This window comes from Rathayibacter sp. VKM Ac-2801 (assembly GCF_009834245.1).
In the GTDB taxonomy this organism is placed as follows: Bacteria; Actinomycetota; Actinomycetes; order Actinomycetales; family Microbacteriaceae; genus Rathayibacter.
Genome location: NZ_CP047183.1, coordinates 867,140 through 885,794, shown reverse-complemented (window position 1 = coordinate 885,794; position 18,655 = coordinate 867,140). Strand labels below are relative to the sequence as shown.

Below are 18,655 nucleotides of genomic sequence, written 5' to 3'. Positions count from 1 at the left end.
CGAGGGTGACACCCCCGTAACAGCGCCGACTCATTGCCTCGGTTGACTGGTCGCGGCGTCGGATGCGGGATCGGGGGCGACGTCCTCGGCACGCTCCACCCGCACGCCTCAGCGACAGGAAAGGCGACGATGCACACCAGCGCGCTCGGGCACGGCCTCGCGATCGGCGAGATCCCGGAGGAGGTCGTCCTCCCCGACACGATGACGGCGGCGGTGATCGACGCGCCGGGCGACGCCTCCGCCCTGCACCTCGCGACCGTGCCGACCCCCGCCGCCATCAACGCCGAGTTCACCGTGAAGGTGGTCGCGGCCGGCGTGAATCCGCTCGACGCGAAGACGCGGGCGGGCCAGGGGGTCGCCTCGCAGATCGCCTCCTACCCGGCCGTCCTCGGCCACGACTTCTCGGGCGTCGTCGTCTCGAGCCCCTACCCGGCGCATCCGCTGCGTCCGGGCGACGAGGTGTACGGCTTCGTCATGGTGCCGCGCTACTCGGGCTCCTACGCCGAGTACGTCAGCGTTCCGAGTGTCTCGATCGCGCGGAAGCCGTCGACGCTCTCGCACGTAGAGGCGGCCGGCGTCCCGCTCGCGGCGCTCACCGCCTGGGGCATGGTCGTGGAGCTCGCCAAGGCGCACGAGGGCCAGCGGATCCTGATCCACGCCGGGTCGGGCGGAGTCGGCCACTTCGCGGTGCAGTTCGCCGCCTACTTCGGCGCGTCCGTGATCGCGACCGGCTCGACCCGCAACCTGCAGTGGCTGCGCGAGCTCGGCGCCGCGCAGGTGATCGACCACACGGCCGAGCGCTTCGACGAGCTGCTGTCCGGCGTCGACGTGGTCATCGACCTGGTCGGCAACGTGCACGACGACACGGGCTCGCGCTCCCTGACGGTCCTCCGTCCCGGGGGCCTGATCGTGAACGCGCCCACCGGGAGCTGGCCCGGGTTCTTCCAGGAGGCGGCCGCTGCGGGCGTGCGCGCCTCCACCTACCGCGTCGCACCCGACGGGGCGACCCTCGGCGTGGTCTCGCGCCTGCTCGAGTCGGGCGACGTCCGCGTCTTCATCGACGGCATCTTCCCGCTCGCCCGCGCCTGCGAGGCGCACGAGCAGCTCGAGACGGGCCACACCCGCGGCAAGATCGTCCTCACCGTCTCCGAGGGCTGACCCCCCGCGAGATGCCACTTCGGTACGCGACGCGCGGCGTGTCGCGTACCGAAGTGGCATCTGCGGGGGGGGGTCAGGCGAGCGGGCGCTCGAGGACGAAGTCGTCCTCCCAGCGGTCGCCGACGAGGAAGCGCTTGCGGCCGACGACCGCGAAGCCGTGCTTGGCGTAGAAGCGCTGAGCGCGCGCGTTCTCCTCGTTGACGCCGAGCCAGACGCCGGTGGCTCCGTGCGCCCGCGCCTCCTCGAGGGTCGCGGCCATCAGCCCGGCGGCCGCTCCGGAGCCGTGCCGGCCGGGGAGGAGGTAGAACTTGCTGAGCTCGACGGTCGGTCGCAACCGGATCGCCGCGACGACGTCGGCGTCGGCGGGCTCCCCGCGCACGAGCATCGCGTAGCCGGTCAGCGCGCCGGAGTCGTCGTCGACCAGGAGCGAGCGGAGCGGATCGACGAGGTGGTCGCGGAAGCGCTCGATCGAGAGCACGGTGCGCACGAACTCGGCCTTCGCCTCCGCGGTGGTGTGCGGCGGGCAGGCCAGCGGGAAGGTCGCGGCGGCCAGCTCGGCCAGAGCGGCGGCATCGGCTGGGGACGACCTGCGGACGGTCACGGGAGACGCGGCGGAGCGGAGCGGCGGATCACCGCTCCAGTATGCCGGGACGACGAAGGAGGGGGCCCGCCGAAGCGGACCCCCTCCTTCGTCAGTGCGTACCCGGCTCAGGCCAGGACGTTGACGTCCAGCGGGATGCCGGGGCCGAAGGTCGTCGAGACGGCGGCCTTCTGGATGTAGCGGCCCTTCGAGGAGGACGGCTTGAGGCGGAGGATCTCGTCGAGCGCGGTCTTGAAGTTCTCCTGGAGCTGCTCCTCGGTGAACGCGGCCTTGCCCACGACGAGGTGCACGTTGGCGTGCTTGTCGACGCGGAACTCGATCTTTCCGCCCTTGATCTCGGTCACGGCCTTCGCCACGTCCGGGGTCACGGTGCCGGTCTTCGGGTTGGGCATGAGGCCGCGGGGGCCGAGCACCTTTCCGAGACGGCCGACCTGGCCCATGAGCTCCGGGGTCGAGACGGCGGAGTCGAACGAGGTGTACCCGCCCGCGACCTTCTCGATGAGCTCGGCGCCGCCGACCTCGTCGGCGCCGGCGGCCAGCGCGGCCTCGGCGGCCGGACCGGTCGCGAACACGATGACGCGGGCGGTCTTGCCCGTGCCGTGGGGCAGGATGACCGTGCCGCGGACCATCTGGTCGGCCTTGCGGGGGTCGACACCGAGCTTGAGGGCGACCTCGACGGTGCTGTTGAACTTGGCGGAACCGGTCTCGCGGGCGAGAGCGACGGCCTCGTCGGCCGTGTAGAACTTGCCCTCTTCGAGCTTGGCCGCGGCGGCCCGGTAGGCCTTCGACTTCTGTGCCATGTTGTTTCTCCTTGAAACGAGAATGTGGTTCTAGAGCCTGGCGGGCTCTCCCACGGGGGTGATGGAGTTCTGGTGGTGCCGCGATCGCGGCCGTGAGTGCTGCTCGCGGGAGGTTCTCGAGGTGCATCGTGCGACCCCGGTGAGGGGCCGCCGTTGCGTTCTCGAGGCTTCCGCGGTGAGTCCGCGCTGGTGAGCGCGGGCTGCCGCCGCCGAGCAGCGCTCCGCGCTACTCGACCGTGATGCCCATCGAGCGGGCGGTGCCGGCGATGATCTTCGCGGCGGCGTCGATGTCGTTGGCGTTCAGGTCGACCTGCTTCGCCTCGGCGATCTCGCGGACCTGCGCCTGGGTGAGCTTCGCGACCTTCACGGTGTGCGGGGTCGAGGAGCCCTTGGCGACGCCGGCGGCCTTCTTGATGAGCTCCGCCGCGGGCGGGGTCTTCAGCACGAAGGTGAACGAGCGGTCCTCGTAGACGGTGATCTCGACGGGGATGACGTTGCCGCGCTGCGACTCGGTCTGCGCGTTGTACGCCTTGCAGAACTCCATGATGTTGACGCCGTGCTGACCGAGCGCCGGACCGATCGGGGGCGCGGGGTTGGCCGCGCCGGCCTTGATCTGGAGCTTGATCAGGCCGGTGACCTTCTTCTTGGGGGCCATTCTGATTCCTTTTCTCAGGGTTCGAGCGGTCGGGGGCTCCCGGCCGCTCTCCCGCGCATCCGACGGTGCCGGATCGCGGTGGAGGAGGGTCGTCCGGCGCGCACAGAGGCGGGCGCCGACACGAAAACCCGTACGAGCTTACACGAGCGGGGCCACCCCCGACAGGGCGCGGGCACCGTCCGCCCGCGGCGCCCTCCGCAGGCACCTGTCCGATCCGCAGGGGTGCGTGCGATCTGCAGGGGTATGTGCGTTATGCAGGGGGCTGGCTGTGCCGTCTGCAGGGGATCTCGACCACGGCCGACCGTTCAGGCGGAGGAGAGCGCTCCCACGCACGGGACGCCTGCAGATCGCACCGGTCGCGCGGAACACCTGCAGATCGCACTCGTCGCAGGTCGCGCAGGCGCCCCCGGCCACGACGCCCGGAACGGCGAACGCCCCCTCCGACGTGCGGAGGGGGCGTTCACGCGGCGCGGACGCGTCGCGTCAGAGCTTGGTGACCTGGTCGAACGACAGCTCGACCGGGGTCTCGCGCTCGAAGAGCGAGACGAGCACGGTGAGCTTGCCGCTCTCGGGCTTGATCTCGCTGATCGAGCCGGGAAGACCCGCGAACGAGCCCTCCTTGATCGTGATGGTCTCGCCGATCTCGAAGTCGACCTCGGCGGGCAGTACGCGCTGGGCCTGCTTCTGGCCCTTGGCGCCGGCGGTCTTGGAGGGGGCGACGTCCTTGATCTCGACGAGGCTCTTCAGCATCGTGAAGGCCTCCTCGAAGCGCAGCGGAGTCGGGTTGTGGGCGTTGCCCACGAAGCCGGTGACGCCCGGGGTGTGGCGGACCACCGACCACGAGTCCTCGTTGAGGTCCATGCGCACCAGCACGTAGCCGGGGATGCGCACGCGGGTGACCATCTTGCGCTGGCCGTTCTTGATCTCGACCACGTCCTCCATCGGGACCTGGACCTCGAAGATGTAGTCCTCGGCCTCGAGCGAGACCTTGCGGTTCTCGATGTTGGACTTCACGCGCTTCTCGAAGCCGGCGTAGGAGTGGATGACGTACCACTTGCCCGGCTTGCCGCGCAGCTCGGTCCGGAAGGCCTCGTACGGGTCGATGTCGGCGAGGTCCTCGCCTGCGGCCTCGGCGTCCTCGGCGGCGACCTCGGCCTCGTCCTCGACGGCCTCGAGGGCCGCTTCGGCCTCCTCGACGGTGTCGATGTGCGCGGCCTCGTCGACCGCGGAGTCGGCCTCGGGGTCGTCGATGGAGCCGATGGCGTCCAGCGCGGCCTCGAGGTCGGAGGCGAGGTCGTCCTCGGACTCGTTCTCGTCGATGATGCTCAGCGCACCCTGCTCGGCGGGCTCGACGGCGTCCTCAGCCTGCGACTGGACGTCGCCCTCCTGCTCCTCCTCGACCTCCGACGACTGCTCGGCAGCCGTCGCCCAGTCGACGTCGTCGCGGTTTCTGTCAGACACTCGTCACAACTCTCTCTCGATCGATCGGTCGCACCCCTCGGGGCGCGTCCCGCTGTCGCCGGCACCCTCCGCTCGCGCGGCCCGGATGCTCTCGGGTCAGGCGGCGGGTGTGCCGAACACGTACGTCACGGCCAGGGCGAACACCCAGTCGAGGAAGGACACCAGCGCCATCATGATGACGACGAAGATCAGCACGACCACGACGTAGTTGCCCAGCTCCTTGCGGGTGGGCGTCACGACCTTTTTCAGCTCGGCGATGACCTGCCGGATGAAGAGGGCGATGCGCGCGAACGGGTTGCGCCGCGCGGCTCGCTGCTGATTGGCGATCGCGACGACGTCCTCGCTCGGCTCGTCGACTGCTTTCCCGGCCACCTGCACGCACCTTTCCCGCACCGGAACCTCCGGTGTGGCCGACCGCCCGTCATGGGCGGCCCTGGACCGATGACCGCAGCGTCGCGGGGACCGCGTGCGACGGGCATCGATGTGCAGGGCGGACAGGGCTCGAACCTGCAACCTGCGGTTTTGGAGACCGCTGCTCTACCAATTGAGCCACCGCCCTATGGATGCCGTTGCGAGCATCCGAGGAGGAGACCGACCCGCCGCCCCGCCGACGCGACCCTCGCGGGCGCTGTGGACGAGGGCAGAGATCGACTACCTCGGACGAGTGTACGTGGACCCGCAGGGCGTGTCCAGCCGAGCGGCGGGGGGCCTCGGAGCCCCGTGCGCGCGCAGGATACGCTGGCCGTCGTGTCCTCCACCACGCGCATCTCCGCCCGCATCGCCGCCATCGCCGAGTCCGCCACTCTGAAGGTCGACGCCAAGGCGAAGGCCCTCCAGGCCCAGGGCCGCCCGGTCGTGTCCTGCGCCGCCGGCGAGCCCGACTTCCTCACTCCCGAGCACATCGTCGAGGCCGCCTCGGCCGCCGTGCTCGACCCGAGGAACTACCGCTACACCCCCGCCGCGGGCCTCCCCGACCTCCGCGCGGCCATCGCGGAGAAGACGGCGCGCGACTCCGGATGGGCCGTCGACCCCTCGCAGGTCGTGGTCACCAACGGCGGCAAGCAGGCCGTCTACCAGGCGTTCCAGACCCTCCTCGACGACGGCGACGAGGTGCTGGTGCCGACGCCGTACTGGACCACCTACCCCGAGGCGATCAAGCTCGCCGGCGGCGTGCAGGTGGACGTGTTCGCGGGAGCCGACCAGGGCTACCTCGTCACGGTCGAGCAGCTGGAGGCCGCGCGCACCGAGCGCACGAAGGTGCTCCTGTTCGTCTCCCCCTCCAACCCCACCGGCGCCGTCTACTCGGCCGAGCAGACCCGCGAGATCGGCGAGTGGGCCGAGGAGCACGGTCTCTGGATCATCGCCGACGAGATCTACCAGAACCTCGTCTACTCCACCGGCGACCAGGACGACGCGAGCCCGCTGGAGCGCGCGACCTCGATCGTCGAGGCGGTGCCGGCCCTGCGCGACCGCACGATCCTCGTCAACGGCGTCGCGAAGACCTACGCGATGACCGGCTGGAGGGTCGGATGGATGGTCGGCCCGGCCGATGCGATCAAGGGCGCCTCGAACCTGCAGTCGCACCTCTCGAGCAACGTCTCGAACATCTCGCAGCGCGCCGCGATCGCCGCCCTCACCGGCCCGCAGGAGCCGGCCGAGGAGATGCGCCTGGCCTTCGACCGCCGCCGTCGCACGATCGTCGCCGAGCTGAACGCGATCGACGGGATCGAGTGCCCCACCCCCGGCGGCGCGTTCTACGTCTACCCCGACGTGAACGGACTGCTGAACCGCGAGTGGAACGGCACCACCCCGACGACCTCCCTCGAGCTCGCCGACCTCATCCTCGAGCAGGCCGAGGTCGCCACCGTCCCCGGCGAGGCCTTCGGACCGAGCGGCTACCTCCGCCTCTCCTACGCCCTCGGCGACGACGCGCTCCTCGAGGGCGTGCGGCGGCTGCAGCAGCTTTTCCGGACCGCGTAGCCTCTCTCCCTCCTGCGCCGTCCCGGCCGTCCTCGGAGATCCGGCACCCTGCGGCCTGTCCGACAGCTGAGGGGTGCCTGGCATCTCGGGGCGGGGAGGGCAAGAGGGAGGCGGAAATCGGGGATCACTGTCGCCGGAGGGGTGCGACAGTGCACGCTGTGAGGATGAGCGAAGACCACGCCGTCCGAGTCCGCGACCTGCGGAAGGACTACGGGGGCGCTCCGGCGGTCGCGGGAGTCTCCTTCGACATCCACCGGGGCGAGACCTTCGCGCTCCTCGGCCCGAACGGCGCCGGCAAGTCGACGACCATCGAGATCCTCGAGGGCTACCGCGACCGCTCCGGCGGCGAGGTGTCGGTCCTCGGCGTCGACCCGCGCCACGGCGACCTGGCGTGGAAGGCGCGTCTGGGCATCGTCCTGCAGTCCAGCGGCGAGTCCGGCAATGCGACGGTCCGCGAGCAGATCGCGCACTTCGCCGGCCTCTACCCCCGACCGCGCGACGTCGACGAGACCATCGAGGCCGTCGGGCTGACGTCCAAGGCCCGCTCGCGCATCGGCCGCCTCTCGGGAGGACAGCGCCGTCGCGTCGACGTCGCCCTCGGCATCATCGGCCGCCCCGAGCTGGTGTTCCTCGACGAGCCCACGACCGGCTTCGACCCCGAGGCCCGCCATTCGTTCTGGGACCTGATCGCCCTGCTCAAGAGCGAGGGCACGACCATCCTGCTCACCACGCACTACCTCGACGAGGCGGCCCGCCTCGGCGACCGCGCCGCCGTGATCTCCGGCGGGCGGCTCCTGGCGATCGGCCCGATGAGCACGATCGGAGGGGACGAGGCGCGCGTCCCGATCGTGCAGTGGCGCGAGGACGGCGCGCTGCACCGGCTGCGCACCACCGAGCCCGCCCGTACCGTCGCCGAGCTGCACTCCCGGATCGGGGAGCCGACGGCCCTCGAGGTCGTCCGCCCCAGCCTCGAGGACATCTACCTCGACCTCATCCGCGAGGACCGCGACGCGGTCGATCTGATCGGAGAGCCCGCGTGACCGCCGTCGCCACCCGCCCCCGCACCCTCTCCACCGGTCCCGGACGCACCGTCCGCCTCGGACTCGCCCGGGCCCGCTACGAGATCCGCTCGTACTTCCGCGCTCCGGACCAGGTGTTCTTCACCTTCCTCTTCCCGGTGCTCCTCCTGACGATCTTCTCGGTCGCGTTCGGCGACACCGCGGTGATGCAGGCGAACCCGCAGGACCCGGGCATCCCGATGGCGGAGTACTACGTGCCGGGCCTGGCCGCGGCCGGGATCCTGCTCTCGGGCGTCCAGAACCTGGGCACCGACATCGCGGTCGAGCGCGGCGACGGCACGCTCAAGCGCCTCGCCGGGTCACCTCTGCCGGTCTTCAGCTACTTCATCGGCAAGTTCGGCCAGGTGCTCGTCACGAGCCTCGCGCAGACCGCCCTGCTGCTCCTCATCGCGGCCACGGTCTTCTCGGTCGAGCTGCCCACCGACAGCGGGCGCTGGGCGACCTTCTCCTGGGTCTACCTGGCGGGAGTCGCGACGTCGGCCATCCTCGGCATCGCCATCTCAGCCCTGCCCCGCTCGGGCAAGAGCGCGACCGCCGTGATCGTGCCGCCGCTGCTCGTGCTGCAGTTCATCTCGGGGTCGTACCTGTCGTTCACCACGCTGCCGGACTGGCTGCAGAACACGGCGAGCGTCTTCCCGCTCAAGTGGATCGCGCAGGGCATGCGCGCCGTGTTCCTGCCGAGCGGTTTCGAGGAGGCGGAGGTCAACGGATCGTGGGACCTCGGCGGCGTCGCGCTCGTGCTCGGGATCTGGCTCGTCGTGGGCCTCATCGCCTGCCGCTTCGGCTTCCGCTGGATCCGCCGCGACAGCTGAGCCGGGTGGGGCCGCGGCCGGAGGGCACGCGTCCGGAGGGCTCGCGTCCTCAGTGCCGCGGGGCGCGCGCTCTCAGGGCCTGCGCTCTCAGGCCCCGCGGACTCAGACGGTGGTGCCGACCACCACGGGCTCGGGGTGCAGCAGCACGCCGAACTCCGCCAGGACCCGCCCCTGGACGTACCGGGCGAGCTCGGCGACCTGCTCGGCCGTCGCTCCTCCGCGGTTGGTCAGGGCGAGCGTGTGCTTGCTCGACACGGCGGCCCGCGAGCCGGGAAGGGCGAAGCCGCGCGAGACGCCGGCGTGCTCGATCAGCCACGCGGCGCTGAGCTTCACCAGGCCGTCGGCGCGGGGAGGGACGGGCAGCCCGACGGGCGCTCCGGCCTCGACCGCGGCGAGCGGAGTGATGACGGGAGCCTCCGCCGTCGGCTCGACCGGCCAGCGCGGCGCCTCGGGCGGCAGGGAGTCCGCGAACGCGCTCGTGACGAGGGGGTTGGTGAAGAAGGAGCCCGCGCTCGCGGTGTCGGGGTCCTCCGGATCGAGGACCATGCCCTTGCCCGCTCGGAGCGCCAGGACGGTCTCGCGCACCCGCGCGAGCGGCACGCGGTCGCCCAGAGCGACTCCGAGCGCCGATGCCAGCTGACCGTAGGCGACGGGAGTGCCGTCGCCCTCGGCGCCGACCTCCTCGAGCGCGAATTCGACGGCCAGCACCGCGCCCCGTCGGCCCTGCTTGATCACGGAGGTGCGGTAGGCGAACTGCAGCTCCTCCGCCGTCAGCCGGACGGGCTCACGGGCGCCCTCGTCGAGGAAGTCCACCGCGACCAGCGTGTCCGAGAGCTCCTGACCGTAGGCGCCGATGTTCTGCACCGGCGACGCTCCGACCGTCCCGGGGATGCCGCTGAGGGCCTCGAGGCCCGCCCAGCCGCGCTCCACGGTCGTCGCGACGAGGCCGTCCCACGACTCGCCGGCCTGCACCCGCAGGAGCACGCGCCCCGGCTCGCCGGAGGGGAGCCGCTCGACGCCGGTGGTGCGCACGCGCACGACCGTGCCCTCGACCCCGTCGTCGCCCACGAGGAGGTTGGAGCCGCCGCCCAGCAGCAGCCACGGCTCGTCGTCCGACCACAGGCCGACGAGCGTCTCGACCAGCTCCGCCTCCGTGGCGGGCTCGACGAGGCGCTCGGCGGGTCCGCCGACGCGGAGGGTGGTCAGGGCGGAGAGCAGCGGCGCGGAGGTCACGCGAGTCGGACCCGGGCCTGGGCCTTGCCGAGGACGGACTGGCCCTCGACCGAGACGGCGAGGTCGACGCGGACCCAGCCCTCCTCGGCGTTCACGGCACCGATCGTGGCGATCACGTCGATCGCGGCGCCGTCGCGCGGGTCCACCACGACGGGGCGGGTGAAGCGCACCTGGTAGTCGACCACGCGTCCGGGGTCGCCGACCCAGTCGACGACGACCTGCACCGCGGTGCCCATCGTGAGCATGCCGTGCGCGAGCACGCCGGGCAGGCCCACCTCGGCGGCGACGTCATCGCGGTAGTGGATGGGGTTGAAGTCGCCCGAGGCGCCCGCGTAGCGCACCAGGGTGCCGCGGTCGATCGGGAAGCGGCCCTCGGCGACGACCCGGCCGACGCTCAGCTCGTCGAGGGCGGGCAGTGCGGTGCTCATTCGTCTCCCCTGACCACGAGGGTCGAGATCGCGGTGACGACGTGCTCGCCGCTCGCGTCGACCATGCGGGACTCGGTGGTGACCATCGAGTGGGCGCCGAGCTTCTTGATGGAGGCGACCGAGAGGGTCGCGGTCAGCTCGTCGCCGGCGACGACCGGACGGGACAGCACGAAGCGCTGGTCGCCGTGCACCACGCGGCTGAAGTCGATCCCGCCGTCGGGCTCGGCGAGCAGCTGCTGGAGCGTGAACTCCTGCACGACGACGGCGAAGGTGGGCGGAGCGACGAGGTCGGGGTGCCCGGCGGCGCGGGCGGCTTCGACGTCGTGGTGCAGGGGGGAGGTCGCGGAGACGGCGCGGGCGAACTCGCGCACCTTCTCCCGCCCCACCTGATAGGGCTCCGTGGGCGCGAAGACGCGCCCGACGAGTTCGGGGTTCACTGGCACCCGGCCATACTAGGCGCTGCCGCCAGGGGGCCCTCGGGGCTCCGGACGCACCGCCGGTGGTCACCCGGGTATGACCACCGGGAATTTCCCATCCCTGTATGGCTGACCCGCGGCCGAAGTTCTCCGAAGCTGGCGGTCATGTCGACACCCACTCCCGAGCGCGACTGGGCGACCTACGCCCGCGAGCTCGGCACCAACATGCACCGGGCCCGCATCGCCAAGGGCGCCAGCCAGGAGCGGATCGCCCATGCGGCGGGACTCGCGGGCTACACCTACCAGAAGTTCGAGAAGGGCGAGTCGAAGCCCGGCTCGCCCGCGAACCCCACGCTGCACACCCTCCTCGCGCTCTGCGAGGCGCTCGAGATCGAGCTGACGGACCTCCTGCCGCCCGACCCGCCGCGCACCTCACGGAGCGCCGAGTAGCCGCAGCACCGCGCCGGCCAGCCGCGACCCCGAGCTGAGGTCGAGGTCGACCTCGCCGAGCCCGTCGGCCTCCAGGCGGAGCCTGTCCTCCCCCGACTCCCCCGGGCGGCACAGGGAGACGTGCACCGTCGCGCCCGCGGCCGCGCCTCCGCCCGCCCAGAGCACCACCGGGAGCGAGCTCGCCGCGGAGCGGTGCAGCCGCTCCCCCACCGCGACCAGCTCGTCGTGCTCGCCCGCGCACCAGCGCGGGCACCCCTCGTCGTTCCTGCCGTCCATCCGCTCCTCCACATTCCGCACCCCTCGGTCGAGGAGACCAGCCCACCAGGCGGTACCGACACCGAGGGCCCGCCGCGCCCCGATCCCGACCGGGGTGTGGACAGGAGACGGTCGTCCGCCCGCTGTGGAGGAGCGGGGACCAGGGTCCCATACGCAGATGGTGCTGTCCGGGGTCCGGCGCGAAGCACCGGCGCGGTGTCAGCGGTGGACGATCAGCCAGGTCGCGATCGCCGTGGTCGAGCCCGTGTTGACCATGCGGTGCGGCCGCTCGCACGGGAACGTGATCGCGTCGCCCGGTCCGAGGACGACCGTCTCGTCCTCGAACTCCACCGTCAGCTCCCCGAGCGTCACGGTCCCCATCTCGAACCCGTCGTGGCGGAGCAGCTGCCGGTGCGCTGTCGAGGTCGAGCCCGGCGGGTAGGTCGACTCGAAGAAGTCGACGGCGTCCAGCGGACGCGGCGCCAGGCGGCGGAACAGCACGCCGCCCTCGAGCGCCACGGGCGCCGACTCTCGCGCCCGGACGACCGCGGTCTCGACCGGTGCCGACGCGCCCTGGTCGAACACGGCGGACAGCGGGACCCCCAGCGCGTCCACGAGCGCGATCAGCCGGCCGACCGAGGGCTGCATCGCTCCGCGCTCGATCTGCGAGACGGCGCTCACGGAGATGCCGAGGCGTCCGGCGAGGGCCTTCAGCGACAGGCCCGCCGAGAGCCGCAGCTCCCGCAGCCGTGCGCCGAGGCCTGCCCCGTCCGCGCTCGCGCGGGCGGCCGCCTCGTCGGGCGCGGTGTTGTCGGAGGGCATGGCCCGTCCCCTCTCGCGGATCGTCACACAGCCGTAACGGAGCCGAAACGAGCGGCGGTCTCCCGACTCGTAGCGTGGCACGCGTGAAGCGATGACTTCACTCGGAACGCTCTCCGCGACGCCCCGCCACCTCGGCCGGACGTCCCGACCACCCTGACACATCCGCTCCGTGCCGCTCTGCGCACGACCGCCCGAGAGGTGGATCCACCCATGTCCGACCGCGTCACCGCACCCCGAGTCACCGCACCCCCCGTCGATCCGGATCCCGCCGCCGCGGCGAGCGCCGGCTACGACGACCGCCTCTCCAACGAGGACCTCGCCCCGCTCCGGAAGCAGCGCTGGTCGAGCTACAACATCTTCGCGTTCTGGATGTCGGACGTGCACAGCGTCGGCGGGTACGTGACCGCGGGCTCCCTCTTCGCGCTGGGCCTGGCCGGCTGGCAGGTGCTCGTCGCCCTGGTGGTGGGCATCGTGATCGTGCAGGTCTTCTGCAACCTCGTCGCCAAGCCCAGCCAGGTCACCGGCGTGCCCTACCCCGTCATCAACCGCGCGATCTTCGGCATCCGCGGCGCGAACATCCCGGCGATCATCCGCGGACTGATCGCGATCGCCTGGTACGGCGTGCAGACCTACCTGGCGGCGCAGTCGCTGAACATCGTCTTCCTCAAGTTCTTCCCGGGCATGGCCGCCCTGAACACGCCCGAGGCGTCGTTCCTCGGCCTCTCGGCTCTGGGCTACCTCTCCTACGCGATCCTCTGGGTCGCGCAGGCCGCGCTGTTCTGGCGGGGCATGGAGTCGATCCGCCGCTTCATCGACTGGGCGGGACCGGCGGTCTACGTGGTGATGCTCGTGCTGGCCGTCTACCTGGTGTCGCAGGCGGGCTGGGAGAACATCTCGCTCACCCTCGGCTCCGGCGAGCCGCTCGACCTCGCCGCCGCGGTGCCGGTGATGATCTCGGCCGTCGCTCTGGTCGTCTCCTACTTCTCGGGCCCGATGCTCAACTTCGGCGACTTCTCGCGGTACGCCCGCAGCTACGGCGCCGTGAAGCGCGGCAACCTGCTCGGCCTCCCGATCAACTTCCTGTTCTTCTCGCTCCTCACGGTGATCACCGCGTCGGCGACCGTGCCGGTCTTCGGCGAGCTGATCACCGACCCGATCGAGACCGTCGAGCGGATCGACACCTGGTTCGCCGTTCTCCTCGGCGGGCTCACCTTCGTCATCGCGACGATCGGCATCAACATCGTCGCCAACTTCATCTCCTCCGCGTTCGACTTCTCGAACGTCAACCCGAAGAAGATCAGCTGGCGGATGGGCGGCATGATCGCCGCTGTCGGCTCGGTGCTGCTCACCCCGTGGAACTGGTACTCGAACGACACAGCCATCCACTACACGCTCGGCATCCTCGGCGCGCTGATCGGACCGCTGTTCGGCGTCCTCATCGCGGGCTACTACCTGATCAGCCGCCAGCGCGTCTGGGTGGACGACCTCTACACGATGAGCGAGAAGGGCCGCTACTGGTTCTCGCGCGGCTTCAACCCCAACGCCGTCTGGGCGACCGTGATCGGCGGAGTCCCCTCCGTGGCCTCGGTGCTCGTTCCGCGCTGGATCGCGGAGGCGGGAGGCGCGGAGTTCACCTGGCTCGGCGACTACAGCTGGTTCCTCGGCTGCGGGCTCGGGTTCGTCGCGATGGCCGTGCTCGAGCGCCGCGCGCCGCGGATCGGGCGCCTCGACGAGGACCTCGAGCACGTCAGCGACGGCTCGACCGTCTGATCCGGCCGGAACGGAGGAGGGATCCGCCCCGGCCGCTCCGCACCGCGCGGACCGACGGCCGGGCGGGCCCCTCCCCCGCCCGGCACCCGAACCGAGGAACCACCATGCGCATCACCGTCGTCAACCCGAACACCAGCACCGCGATGACCGCCGCGATCGGCCGGGCCGCCCGCTCCGCGGCGTCACCCGGCACCGAGATCACGGCCGTCACTCCGCCGATGGGCCCGGCGTCGATCGAGAGCCACTACGACGAAGCGCTCGCCGTGCCCGGCGTCCTGCACGAGATCGCCCGGGCGGAGGCGGCCGGCAGCGACGGCGCGGTCATCGCGTGCTTCGGCGACCCGGGCGTCGACGCCGCGCGCGAGATCGCGAGCGGCCCGGTGGTGGGGATCGCCGAGGCGGCCATGCACATGGCCGCGCTCGTCGGTCGGGGCTTCAGCGTGGTCACCACGCTCTCGCGCACCAGCGGCCGCGCCTGGGACATCGCCCGCCGCGCCGGGTTCGGCGACGCCTGCCGCCGGGTGCGCGCCTGCGACATCCCGGTGCTCGAACTCGACGACCCCCGCTCCGACGCGCGTCGCGCGATCCTGGCGGAGTGCGCCGAGGCACTGGCCGTCGACGGGTCCGACTCGATCGTGCTGGGCTGCGCGGGGATGGCCGACCTCTGCCGCGACCTCTCGCGGGAGCTGGGCGTGCCCGTGATCGACGGCGTCGCATCAGCGGTGCGCCTGGTGGAGGGGCTCGTCGCGATGGGCGTCAGCACCTCGCGGCGCGACGAGTACGCGGCGCCGCGGACGAAGGCGATGGCGGGGCTGCTCGCTCCGTTCGAGCGGGCCTGAGGCTCCGCGCCGGTCCGTGCGGTCGGGCGTCTCGCCGGTCCGCCGGTCCGGGCCGACCTGCGAGGATCGGAGGATGAGCGTCCTCCGCGATCTCGGCCTCGGTGCCCGGCTCTTCCTCCGCGGCTTCCGCACCTGGGTCCGCTCGCCGCGGGCGATGCTCCTCGGCGCGATCCCGCCCCTGATCGTCGGCCTGGTCTTCGTCGGCGTGCTGATCCTCGTGCTCACGCGGGTGCAGGACGCGGTGACCGCGCTCACGCCGTTCGCCGACGGCTGGGACGAGGGCACGGCCTCCACCGTCCGCCTGGTGCTCTCGATCGCGGTGGTCGGGGCGGTGCTCGCCCTCGGGGTGGTCCTCTTCGCCGCGGTGACCCTGCTCGTCGGCGACCCCTTCTACGAGCGGATCTGGCGACGGGTCGAGGACGACCTCGGCGGCGTGCCCGACGAGCGCGAGAGCACCTTCTGGCAGGGGGTCGGCCGCGGCCTCCGCGACTCCGCCGTGCTGGTCGCCACCTCCCTCGGGATCGGGGTGGTCCTGGTGGTGCTGGGCCTGGTGCCGGTGGTCGGCTCGATCGTCGGCCTCGTCGCGGGCGCCCTGGTCGGCGGGAGGGCCCTCGCGCTGGAACTCACCGGGTTCGCGGGCGACGCCCGGGGCCTCTCCCTCCGCGACCGCCGCCTCCTCCTCGGCGAGCACCGCGCGGTCTCCCTCGGCTTCGGCATGGCCGTCTACCTGGCGTTCCTGATCCCCGGGGGCGCGGTCGTCGCCACCCCCGCTGCGACGGCCGGCGCGACCCTCCTGCTCCGGACCCTGCGGGGCGAGCCGACCGAGCGGCCGGCCGCCTGACACCGCTTGGCCGCCGCCCGGCTCTCCCCTAGACTCGCCGCGTGCGCACGTCGATCCGAAGCCCCTGGTGGCCCGCCTCCTAGGCGGACCGACGCGCAGACCCCTCGCACGCGACCGCCTCCTCCGGGCGGTCGTTCTGCATGTCAGGGCCCGGGTGGGGCACGACCCGATTCAAGGACCACGATGACCTCGCTCCTCTCCCGCATCCTCGCCTCCGACGGCACGCTGCCGTTCGCGGTGGTCCTCCGCCAGGGCCGCGACGCCGTCGACGTGTTCACGGGCGACGTGCTCGACGTCGAGGGCCTGGCCGACATCCCGCTCGACGGTGACGACGTGCTGACCCTGGTGCCCTACCGGCAGGTGCGCGAGCGCGGGTTCGCGGCGAAGGACGACGGAGCCCCGCTGCGCAACCTCGTGGTGCGCGAGCGCGAGAGCGTCCCGCTGGCGGAGGTGCTGCGGCTGCTGCCCGAGCGGGAGATCCCGGTGGAGGAGCGCGGCTTCGACGTGCCGGACGACGAGTACGCCGACATCGTCCGCCGGGTGATCGAGAACGAGATCGGCCGCGGCGAGGGCGCGAACTTCGTCATCAACCGCGCCTTCGTCGCGCAGACCGACGCGCCGCCCGTCGAGGCTGTCCTGGCCTGGTTCCGCCGCCTGCTCACCGACGAGTCCGGCGCGTACTGGACCTTCGCGATCCACACCCCCGGCGTCGACGGCGCGCAGACGGTCACCGCCGTCGGCGCGACGCCCGAGCGCCACGTCTCGGTGCGCGACGGCGTCGCCATGATGAACCCGATCAGCGGCACCTTCCGCCACCCCGCGGCCGGGCCCACCGGGGAGGAGGTGCTCGCGTTCCTCGCCGACGTCAAGGAGAGCGAGGAGCTCTTCATGGTGGTGGACGAGGAGATGAAGATGATGAGCGCGGTCTGCCCGGACGGCGGCCGCATCCTCGGCCCGTTCCTCAAGCAGATGTCGCGGCTCAGCCACACCGAGTACCTGCTCGAGGGCCGCACCGGCCTCGACGTGCGCGAGGTCCTGCGGCTGACGATGTTCGCGCCCACGGTCACCGGCTCGCCGATGGAGAACGCGTGCGCCGTGATCGCCGAGTACGAGAAGGAGCCGCGCGGCTACTACTCCGGCGTGCTCGCCCTGTTCGAGCCGGAGGAGCACGGCTACACGGTCGACGCCCCCATCCTGATCCGCACCGCCTACCTCCGCTCCGACGGCCGGCTCACCGTGCCGGCGGGTGCGACGCTCGTGCGCCACTCCACTCCCGAGGGCGAGGTCGCCGAGACGCGCGCGAAGGCGTCGGGCGTCCTCTCCGCCCTGGGCCTGCTGCCGCACCGCGACGTGCCGCCGGCGATCGACCTGAACGCGCAGCCGGGCGTGCAGGAGGCGCTCGAGGCGCGCAACGAGCGGCTCGCCTCGTTCTGGCTACGGCCCCAGGCACCCGAGCACATCGCCGGTCTCGCCGGGCACACCGCGCTGATCGTCGACAACGAGGACCAGTTCACGACGATGCTCGCCCACCAGCTGCGCCACCTCGGGATGGACGCCCGGGTCGAGCGCTGGTCCGAGGTCGCCGACGTTCTGAGCGACGACCTCGTCGTCTTCGGCCCCGGCCCGGGCGACCCGCGCGACGCCTCCGAGCCGCGGATCGCGCACCTGCGCGAGCTGATGACCGCGCGCCTCGAGGCGGAGCGGCCGATGCTCGCCGTCTGCCTCAGCCACCAGATGCTGTCGCTGCTGGCGGGGCTCCCGGTCGAGCCGCTGCCCGCACCCCGCCAGGGCGTGCGGCTGGCGGTGGACGTGTTCGGCGAGGACGCGGCGATCGGCTTCTACAACACCTTCTCCTCCGTGGCCCCCGGCGTCGAGCGCACGCCCCGGCTGGGGCTCGAGGTCTCGGTCGACCCGGAGACGGGAGTGGTGAACGCGCTGCGGGGCGAGCACGTCGCGTCGGTGCAGGGGCACCTGGAGTCGGTGCTCTCCTCCGACGGCCTGCGCACCCTGGAGCGGCTGGTCCGCACCGCGACCGCTCAGCCCGCCCGCGCATGAGCGGCCTGCGGCGGATCGCGTCGCCCGCCTACCCGGCCGAGCTGCAGGAGGCGGTGGCCGCCGCCGTGCGCGCGGCGGCCGAGGCGGCGCGCGGCTGGTACGGGCGCGGCGACAAGATCGCCGCGGACGAGGCGTCCGTCGCGGCGATGCGCGCCGTGCTGGCCGACGCTCCGTTCGACGGCGTCGTCGTGATCGGCGAGGGCGAGAAGGACGAGGCCCCGATGCTCGCGAACGGCGAGCGCCTCGGCCGCGCCGCCGCTCCCTCCTGCGATGTGGCGGTCGATCCCCTCGACGGCACCCGGCTCACGGCGGAGGGGCTGCCCGGCTCGGTGAGCGTGATCGCGCTCGCCCCGCGCGGCACGCTGTTCGACCCGCGCGACGTGTTCTACATGGACAAGCTGGTCTGCTCGGGGGCGGGCCGGGGCGCCGTCTCGCTCGACCTCCCTCCGGCCGAGAACGCCGCACGGCTGGCGGCGGCACTCGGGAAGCCCGTCGCCGAGCTGGTCGTCGTCGTGCTCGACAAGCCGCGGCACGCCGGGCTGATCGCGGCTCTGCGCGCGGCCGGAGTCGCGCTCGAGCTGCGCGGCGAGGGCGACGTGTCGGTCGCGATCGAGGCGGCCGACCCCGCGGGCCGCGTCGACCTCGTCCTCGGCGTGGGCGGCACTCCGGAGGGAGTGGTCGCCGCGTGCGCCGTCCGCGCCCTCGGCGGCGTGATGGAGGGCCGCCTCGCTCCGCAGACCGCACCGGAGCGCGCGAACGCCCTGGCCGCCGGCCACGACCTCGACCGCCTGCTGACCCTGGAGGACCTGGTCTCCTCCGACGACGTGCTGTTCGCTGGCTGCGCGGTCTGACCCCTCTCCCGCGGACGAGGGGTGCCGGATGCCGCGGCCCGGCCGTGACGCGGCGCGCGCCGCGCGCCTCCGGCGATCGAGCGCCGACTTCGCGCGGACGCCGCACCTTCTCCCGGGGACCGTCCGCGACCACTCCTCGGGGCGATCGG

The 18,655-nt window shown here is 72.4% G+C and carries 20 protein-coding genes and 1 tRNA gene; 10 read left to right on the top strand and 11 right to left on the bottom strand.

Annotation, left to right across the window (positions count from 1 at the left end):
• Positions 1–201: 201 nt before the first annotated feature.
• The gene (locus GSU45_RS04035) at positions 202–1,158 is read left to right on the top strand and encodes an NADP-dependent oxidoreductase (protein WP_159916851.1); all 957 of its coding nucleotides are present in this window, start codon (positions 202–204) and stop codon (positions 1,156–1,158) included.
• A gap of 73 nt (positions 1,159–1,231) precedes the next feature.
• On the opposite strand, the gene GSU45_RS04030 is transcribed toward GSU45_RS04035, so the two are convergent.
• The 6 genes from GSU45_RS04030 to GSU45_RS04005 form a co-directional block, all read right to left on the bottom strand.
• The gene (locus GSU45_RS04030) at positions 1,232–1,759 is read right to left on the bottom strand and encodes a GNAT family N-acetyltransferase (RefSeq protein ID WP_159912915.1); all 528 of its coding nucleotides are present in this window, start codon (positions 1,757–1,759) and stop codon (positions 1,232–1,234) included.
• Between the two features lie 107 nt (positions 1,760–1,866).
• Positions 1,867–2,559: a 50S ribosomal protein L1 gene (rplA, locus tag GSU45_RS04025; RefSeq protein ID WP_104223633.1), complete on the bottom strand. Its 693-nt coding sequence runs from the start codon at positions 2,557–2,559 to the stop codon at positions 1,867–1,869.
• Between the two features lie 226 nt (positions 2,560–2,785).
• Complete coding sequence (gene rplK, locus GSU45_RS04020) at positions 2,786–3,214, bottom strand: 50S ribosomal protein L11 (RefSeq protein ID WP_104223632.1); 429 nt, start codon at positions 3,212–3,214, stop codon at positions 2,786–2,788.
• Between the two features lie 483 nt (positions 3,215–3,697).
• Positions 3,698–4,675 carry a transcription termination/antitermination protein NusG gene (gene nusG / locus GSU45_RS04015; protein ID WP_159912913.1) on the bottom strand — a complete coding sequence of 326 codons (978 nt, stop codon included), beginning with the start codon at positions 4,673–4,675 and terminating at the stop codon, positions 3,698–3,700.
• 96 nt (positions 4,676–4,771) lie between these two features.
• The gene (secE, locus tag GSU45_RS04010; protein ID WP_068208793.1) at positions 4,772–5,047 is read right to left on the bottom strand and encodes a preprotein translocase subunit SecE; all 276 of its coding nucleotides are present in this window, start codon (positions 5,045–5,047) and stop codon (positions 4,772–4,774) included.
• A gap of 114 nt (positions 5,048–5,161) precedes the next feature.
• Positions 5,162–5,234: transfer RNA gene (locus GSU45_RS04005), tRNA-Trp, on the bottom strand.
• Between the two features lie 188 nt (positions 5,235–5,422).
• On the opposite strand from GSU45_RS04005, the gene GSU45_RS04000 reads away from it, so the two are divergent.
• The 3 genes from GSU45_RS04000 to GSU45_RS03990 all read left to right on the top strand — a co-directional run bounded on the left by GSU45_RS04000 (position 5,423) and on the right by GSU45_RS03990 (position 8,546).
• The gene (locus GSU45_RS04000; protein WP_159912911.1) at positions 5,423–6,655 is read left to right on the top strand and encodes a pyridoxal phosphate-dependent aminotransferase; all 1,233 of its coding nucleotides are present in this window, start codon (positions 5,423–5,425) and stop codon (positions 6,653–6,655) included.
• A gap of 164 nt (positions 6,656–6,819) precedes the next feature.
• Positions 6,820–7,695: an ABC transporter ATP-binding protein gene (locus tag GSU45_RS03995; protein ID WP_159912909.1), complete on the top strand. Its 876-nt coding sequence runs from the start codon at positions 6,820–6,822 to the stop codon at positions 7,693–7,695.
• On the top strand, positions 7,692–8,546 hold the full coding sequence (locus tag GSU45_RS03990) for an ABC transporter permease (protein WP_159912907.1): 855 nt from the start codon (positions 7,692–7,694) through the stop codon (positions 8,544–8,546). Before GSU45_RS03995 ends, GSU45_RS03990 begins: the two co-directional genes overlap by 4 nt.
• 102 nt (positions 8,547–8,648) lie before the next feature.
• Here GSU45_RS03990 and GSU45_RS03985 read toward each other — a convergent pair whose 3' ends face one another.
• The 3 genes from GSU45_RS03985 to GSU45_RS03975 are packed head-to-tail and all read right to left on the bottom strand — an operon-like array spanning position 8,649 to position 10,650.
• The gene (locus GSU45_RS03985; protein WP_159912905.1) at positions 8,649–9,779 is read right to left on the bottom strand and encodes a UDP-N-acetylmuramate dehydrogenase; all 1,131 of its coding nucleotides are present in this window, start codon (positions 9,777–9,779) and stop codon (positions 8,649–8,651) included.
• On the bottom strand, positions 9,776–10,207 hold the full coding sequence (locus GSU45_RS03980) for a MaoC/PaaZ C-terminal domain-containing protein (protein ID WP_159912903.1): 432 nt from the start codon (positions 10,205–10,207) through the stop codon (positions 9,776–9,778). The genes GSU45_RS03985 and GSU45_RS03980 overlap by 4 nt, the downstream gene beginning before the upstream one ends.
• Positions 10,204–10,650, bottom strand: a complete 447-nt coding sequence (locus GSU45_RS03975) for a MaoC family dehydratase N-terminal domain-containing protein (RefSeq protein WP_159912901.1) — start codon at positions 10,648–10,650, stop codon at positions 10,204–10,206. Before GSU45_RS03975 ends, GSU45_RS03980 begins: the two co-directional genes overlap by 4 nt.
• A 138-nt stretch (positions 10,651–10,788) precedes the next feature.
• Between GSU45_RS03975 and GSU45_RS03970 the strand changes: the two genes are divergently transcribed.
• The gene (locus GSU45_RS03970) at positions 10,789–11,073 is read left to right on the top strand and encodes a helix-turn-helix transcriptional regulator (RefSeq protein WP_104274301.1); all 285 of its coding nucleotides are present in this window, start codon (positions 10,789–10,791) and stop codon (positions 11,071–11,073) included.
• Here GSU45_RS03970 and GSU45_RS03965 read toward each other — a convergent pair.
• Positions 11,056–11,349: a hypothetical protein gene (locus GSU45_RS03965; protein WP_159912899.1), complete on the bottom strand. Its 294-nt coding sequence runs from the start codon at positions 11,347–11,349 to the stop codon at positions 11,056–11,058. The genes GSU45_RS03970 and GSU45_RS03965 overlap by 18 nt on opposite strands.
• Before the next feature lie 198 nt (positions 11,350–11,547).
• Positions 11,548–12,150 carry a helix-turn-helix domain-containing protein gene (locus GSU45_RS03960; protein WP_159912897.1) on the bottom strand — a complete coding sequence of 201 codons (603 nt, stop codon included), beginning with the start codon at positions 12,148–12,150 and terminating at the stop codon, positions 11,548–11,550.
• 210 nt (positions 12,151–12,360) lie between these two features.
• Here GSU45_RS03960 and GSU45_RS03955 point away from each other — a divergent pair, with 210 nt between their 5' ends.
• From GSU45_RS03955 to GSU45_RS03935, 5 genes are all read left to right on the top strand, one after another.
• A complete protein-coding gene (locus tag GSU45_RS03955) occupies positions 12,361–13,920 on the top strand; it encodes an NCS1 family nucleobase:cation symporter-1 (RefSeq protein WP_159912895.1) in 1,560 nt (519 codons plus the stop codon).
• A gap of 104 nt (positions 13,921–14,024) precedes the next feature.
• Positions 14,025–14,759 (top strand): aspartate/glutamate racemase family protein, encoded by a 735-nt coding sequence (locus GSU45_RS03950; RefSeq protein ID WP_159912893.1) that lies wholly within the window; start codon positions 14,025–14,027, stop codon positions 14,757–14,759.
• A 73-nt stretch (positions 14,760–14,832) separates the two neighbouring features.
• A complete protein-coding gene (locus GSU45_RS03945; RefSeq protein ID WP_159912891.1) occupies positions 14,833–15,600 on the top strand; it encodes an EI24 domain-containing protein in 768 nt (255 codons plus the stop codon).
• A gap of 183 nt (positions 15,601–15,783) precedes the next feature.
• Positions 15,784–17,655, top strand: coding sequence for a chorismate-binding protein (locus GSU45_RS03940; RefSeq protein ID WP_159912889.1), 1,872 nt, complete (start codon positions 15,784–15,786; stop codon positions 17,653–17,655).
• Complete coding sequence (locus tag GSU45_RS03935) at positions 17,652–18,506, top strand: fructose-bisphosphatase class II (protein WP_159912887.1); 855 nt, start codon at positions 17,652–17,654, stop codon at positions 18,504–18,506. The genes GSU45_RS03940 and GSU45_RS03935 overlap by 4 nt, the downstream gene beginning before the upstream one ends.
• The last annotated feature ends 149 nt before the right edge of the window (positions 18,507–18,655 follow it).

Coding starts and splice junctions, on each gene's coding strand:
- GSU45_RS03995 (WP_159912909.1), top strand. CDS start 6,820: ATGAGCGAAGACCACGCCGTCCGAGTCCGCGACCTGCGGAAGGACTAC.
- GSU45_RS03965 (WP_159912899.1), bottom strand. CDS start 11,349: ATGGACGGCAGGAACGACGAGGGGTGCCCGCGCTGGTGCGCGGGCGAG.
- GSU45_RS03940 (WP_159912889.1), top strand. CDS start 15,784: ATGACCTCGCTCCTCTCCCGCATCCTCGCCTCCGACGGCACGCTGCCG.
- GSU45_RS03960 (WP_159912897.1), bottom strand. CDS start 12,150: ATGCCCTCCGACAACACCGCGCCCGACGAGGCGGCCGCCCGCGCGAGC.
- GSU45_RS03980 (WP_159912903.1), bottom strand. CDS start 10,207: ATGAGCACCGCACTGCCCGCCCTCGACGAGCTGAGCGTCGGCCGGGTC.
- rplK (WP_104223632.1), bottom strand. CDS start 3,214: ATGGCCCCCAAGAAGAAGGTCACCGGCCTGATCAAGCTCCAGATCAAG.
- GSU45_RS03945 (WP_159912891.1), top strand. CDS start 14,833: ATGAGCGTCCTCCGCGATCTCGGCCTCGGTGCCCGGCTCTTCCTCCGC.
- rplA (WP_104223633.1), bottom strand. CDS start 2,559: ATGGCACAGAAGTCGAAGGCCTACCGGGCCGCCGCGGCCAAGCTCGAA.
- GSU45_RS03935 (WP_159912887.1), top strand. CDS start 17,652: ATGAGCGGCCTGCGGCGGATCGCGTCGCCCGCCTACCCGGCCGAGCTG.
- GSU45_RS04035 (WP_159916851.1), top strand. CDS start 202: ATGACGGCGGCGGTGATCGACGCGCCGGGCGACGCCTCCGCCCTGCAC.
- GSU45_RS03970 (WP_104274301.1), top strand. CDS start 10,789: ATGTCGACACCCACTCCCGAGCGCGACTGGGCGACCTACGCCCGCGAG.
- GSU45_RS03955 (WP_159912895.1), top strand. CDS start 12,361: ATGTCCGACCGCGTCACCGCACCCCGAGTCACCGCACCCCCCGTCGAT.
- GSU45_RS03950 (WP_159912893.1), top strand. CDS start 14,025: ATGCGCATCACCGTCGTCAACCCGAACACCAGCACCGCGATGACCGCC.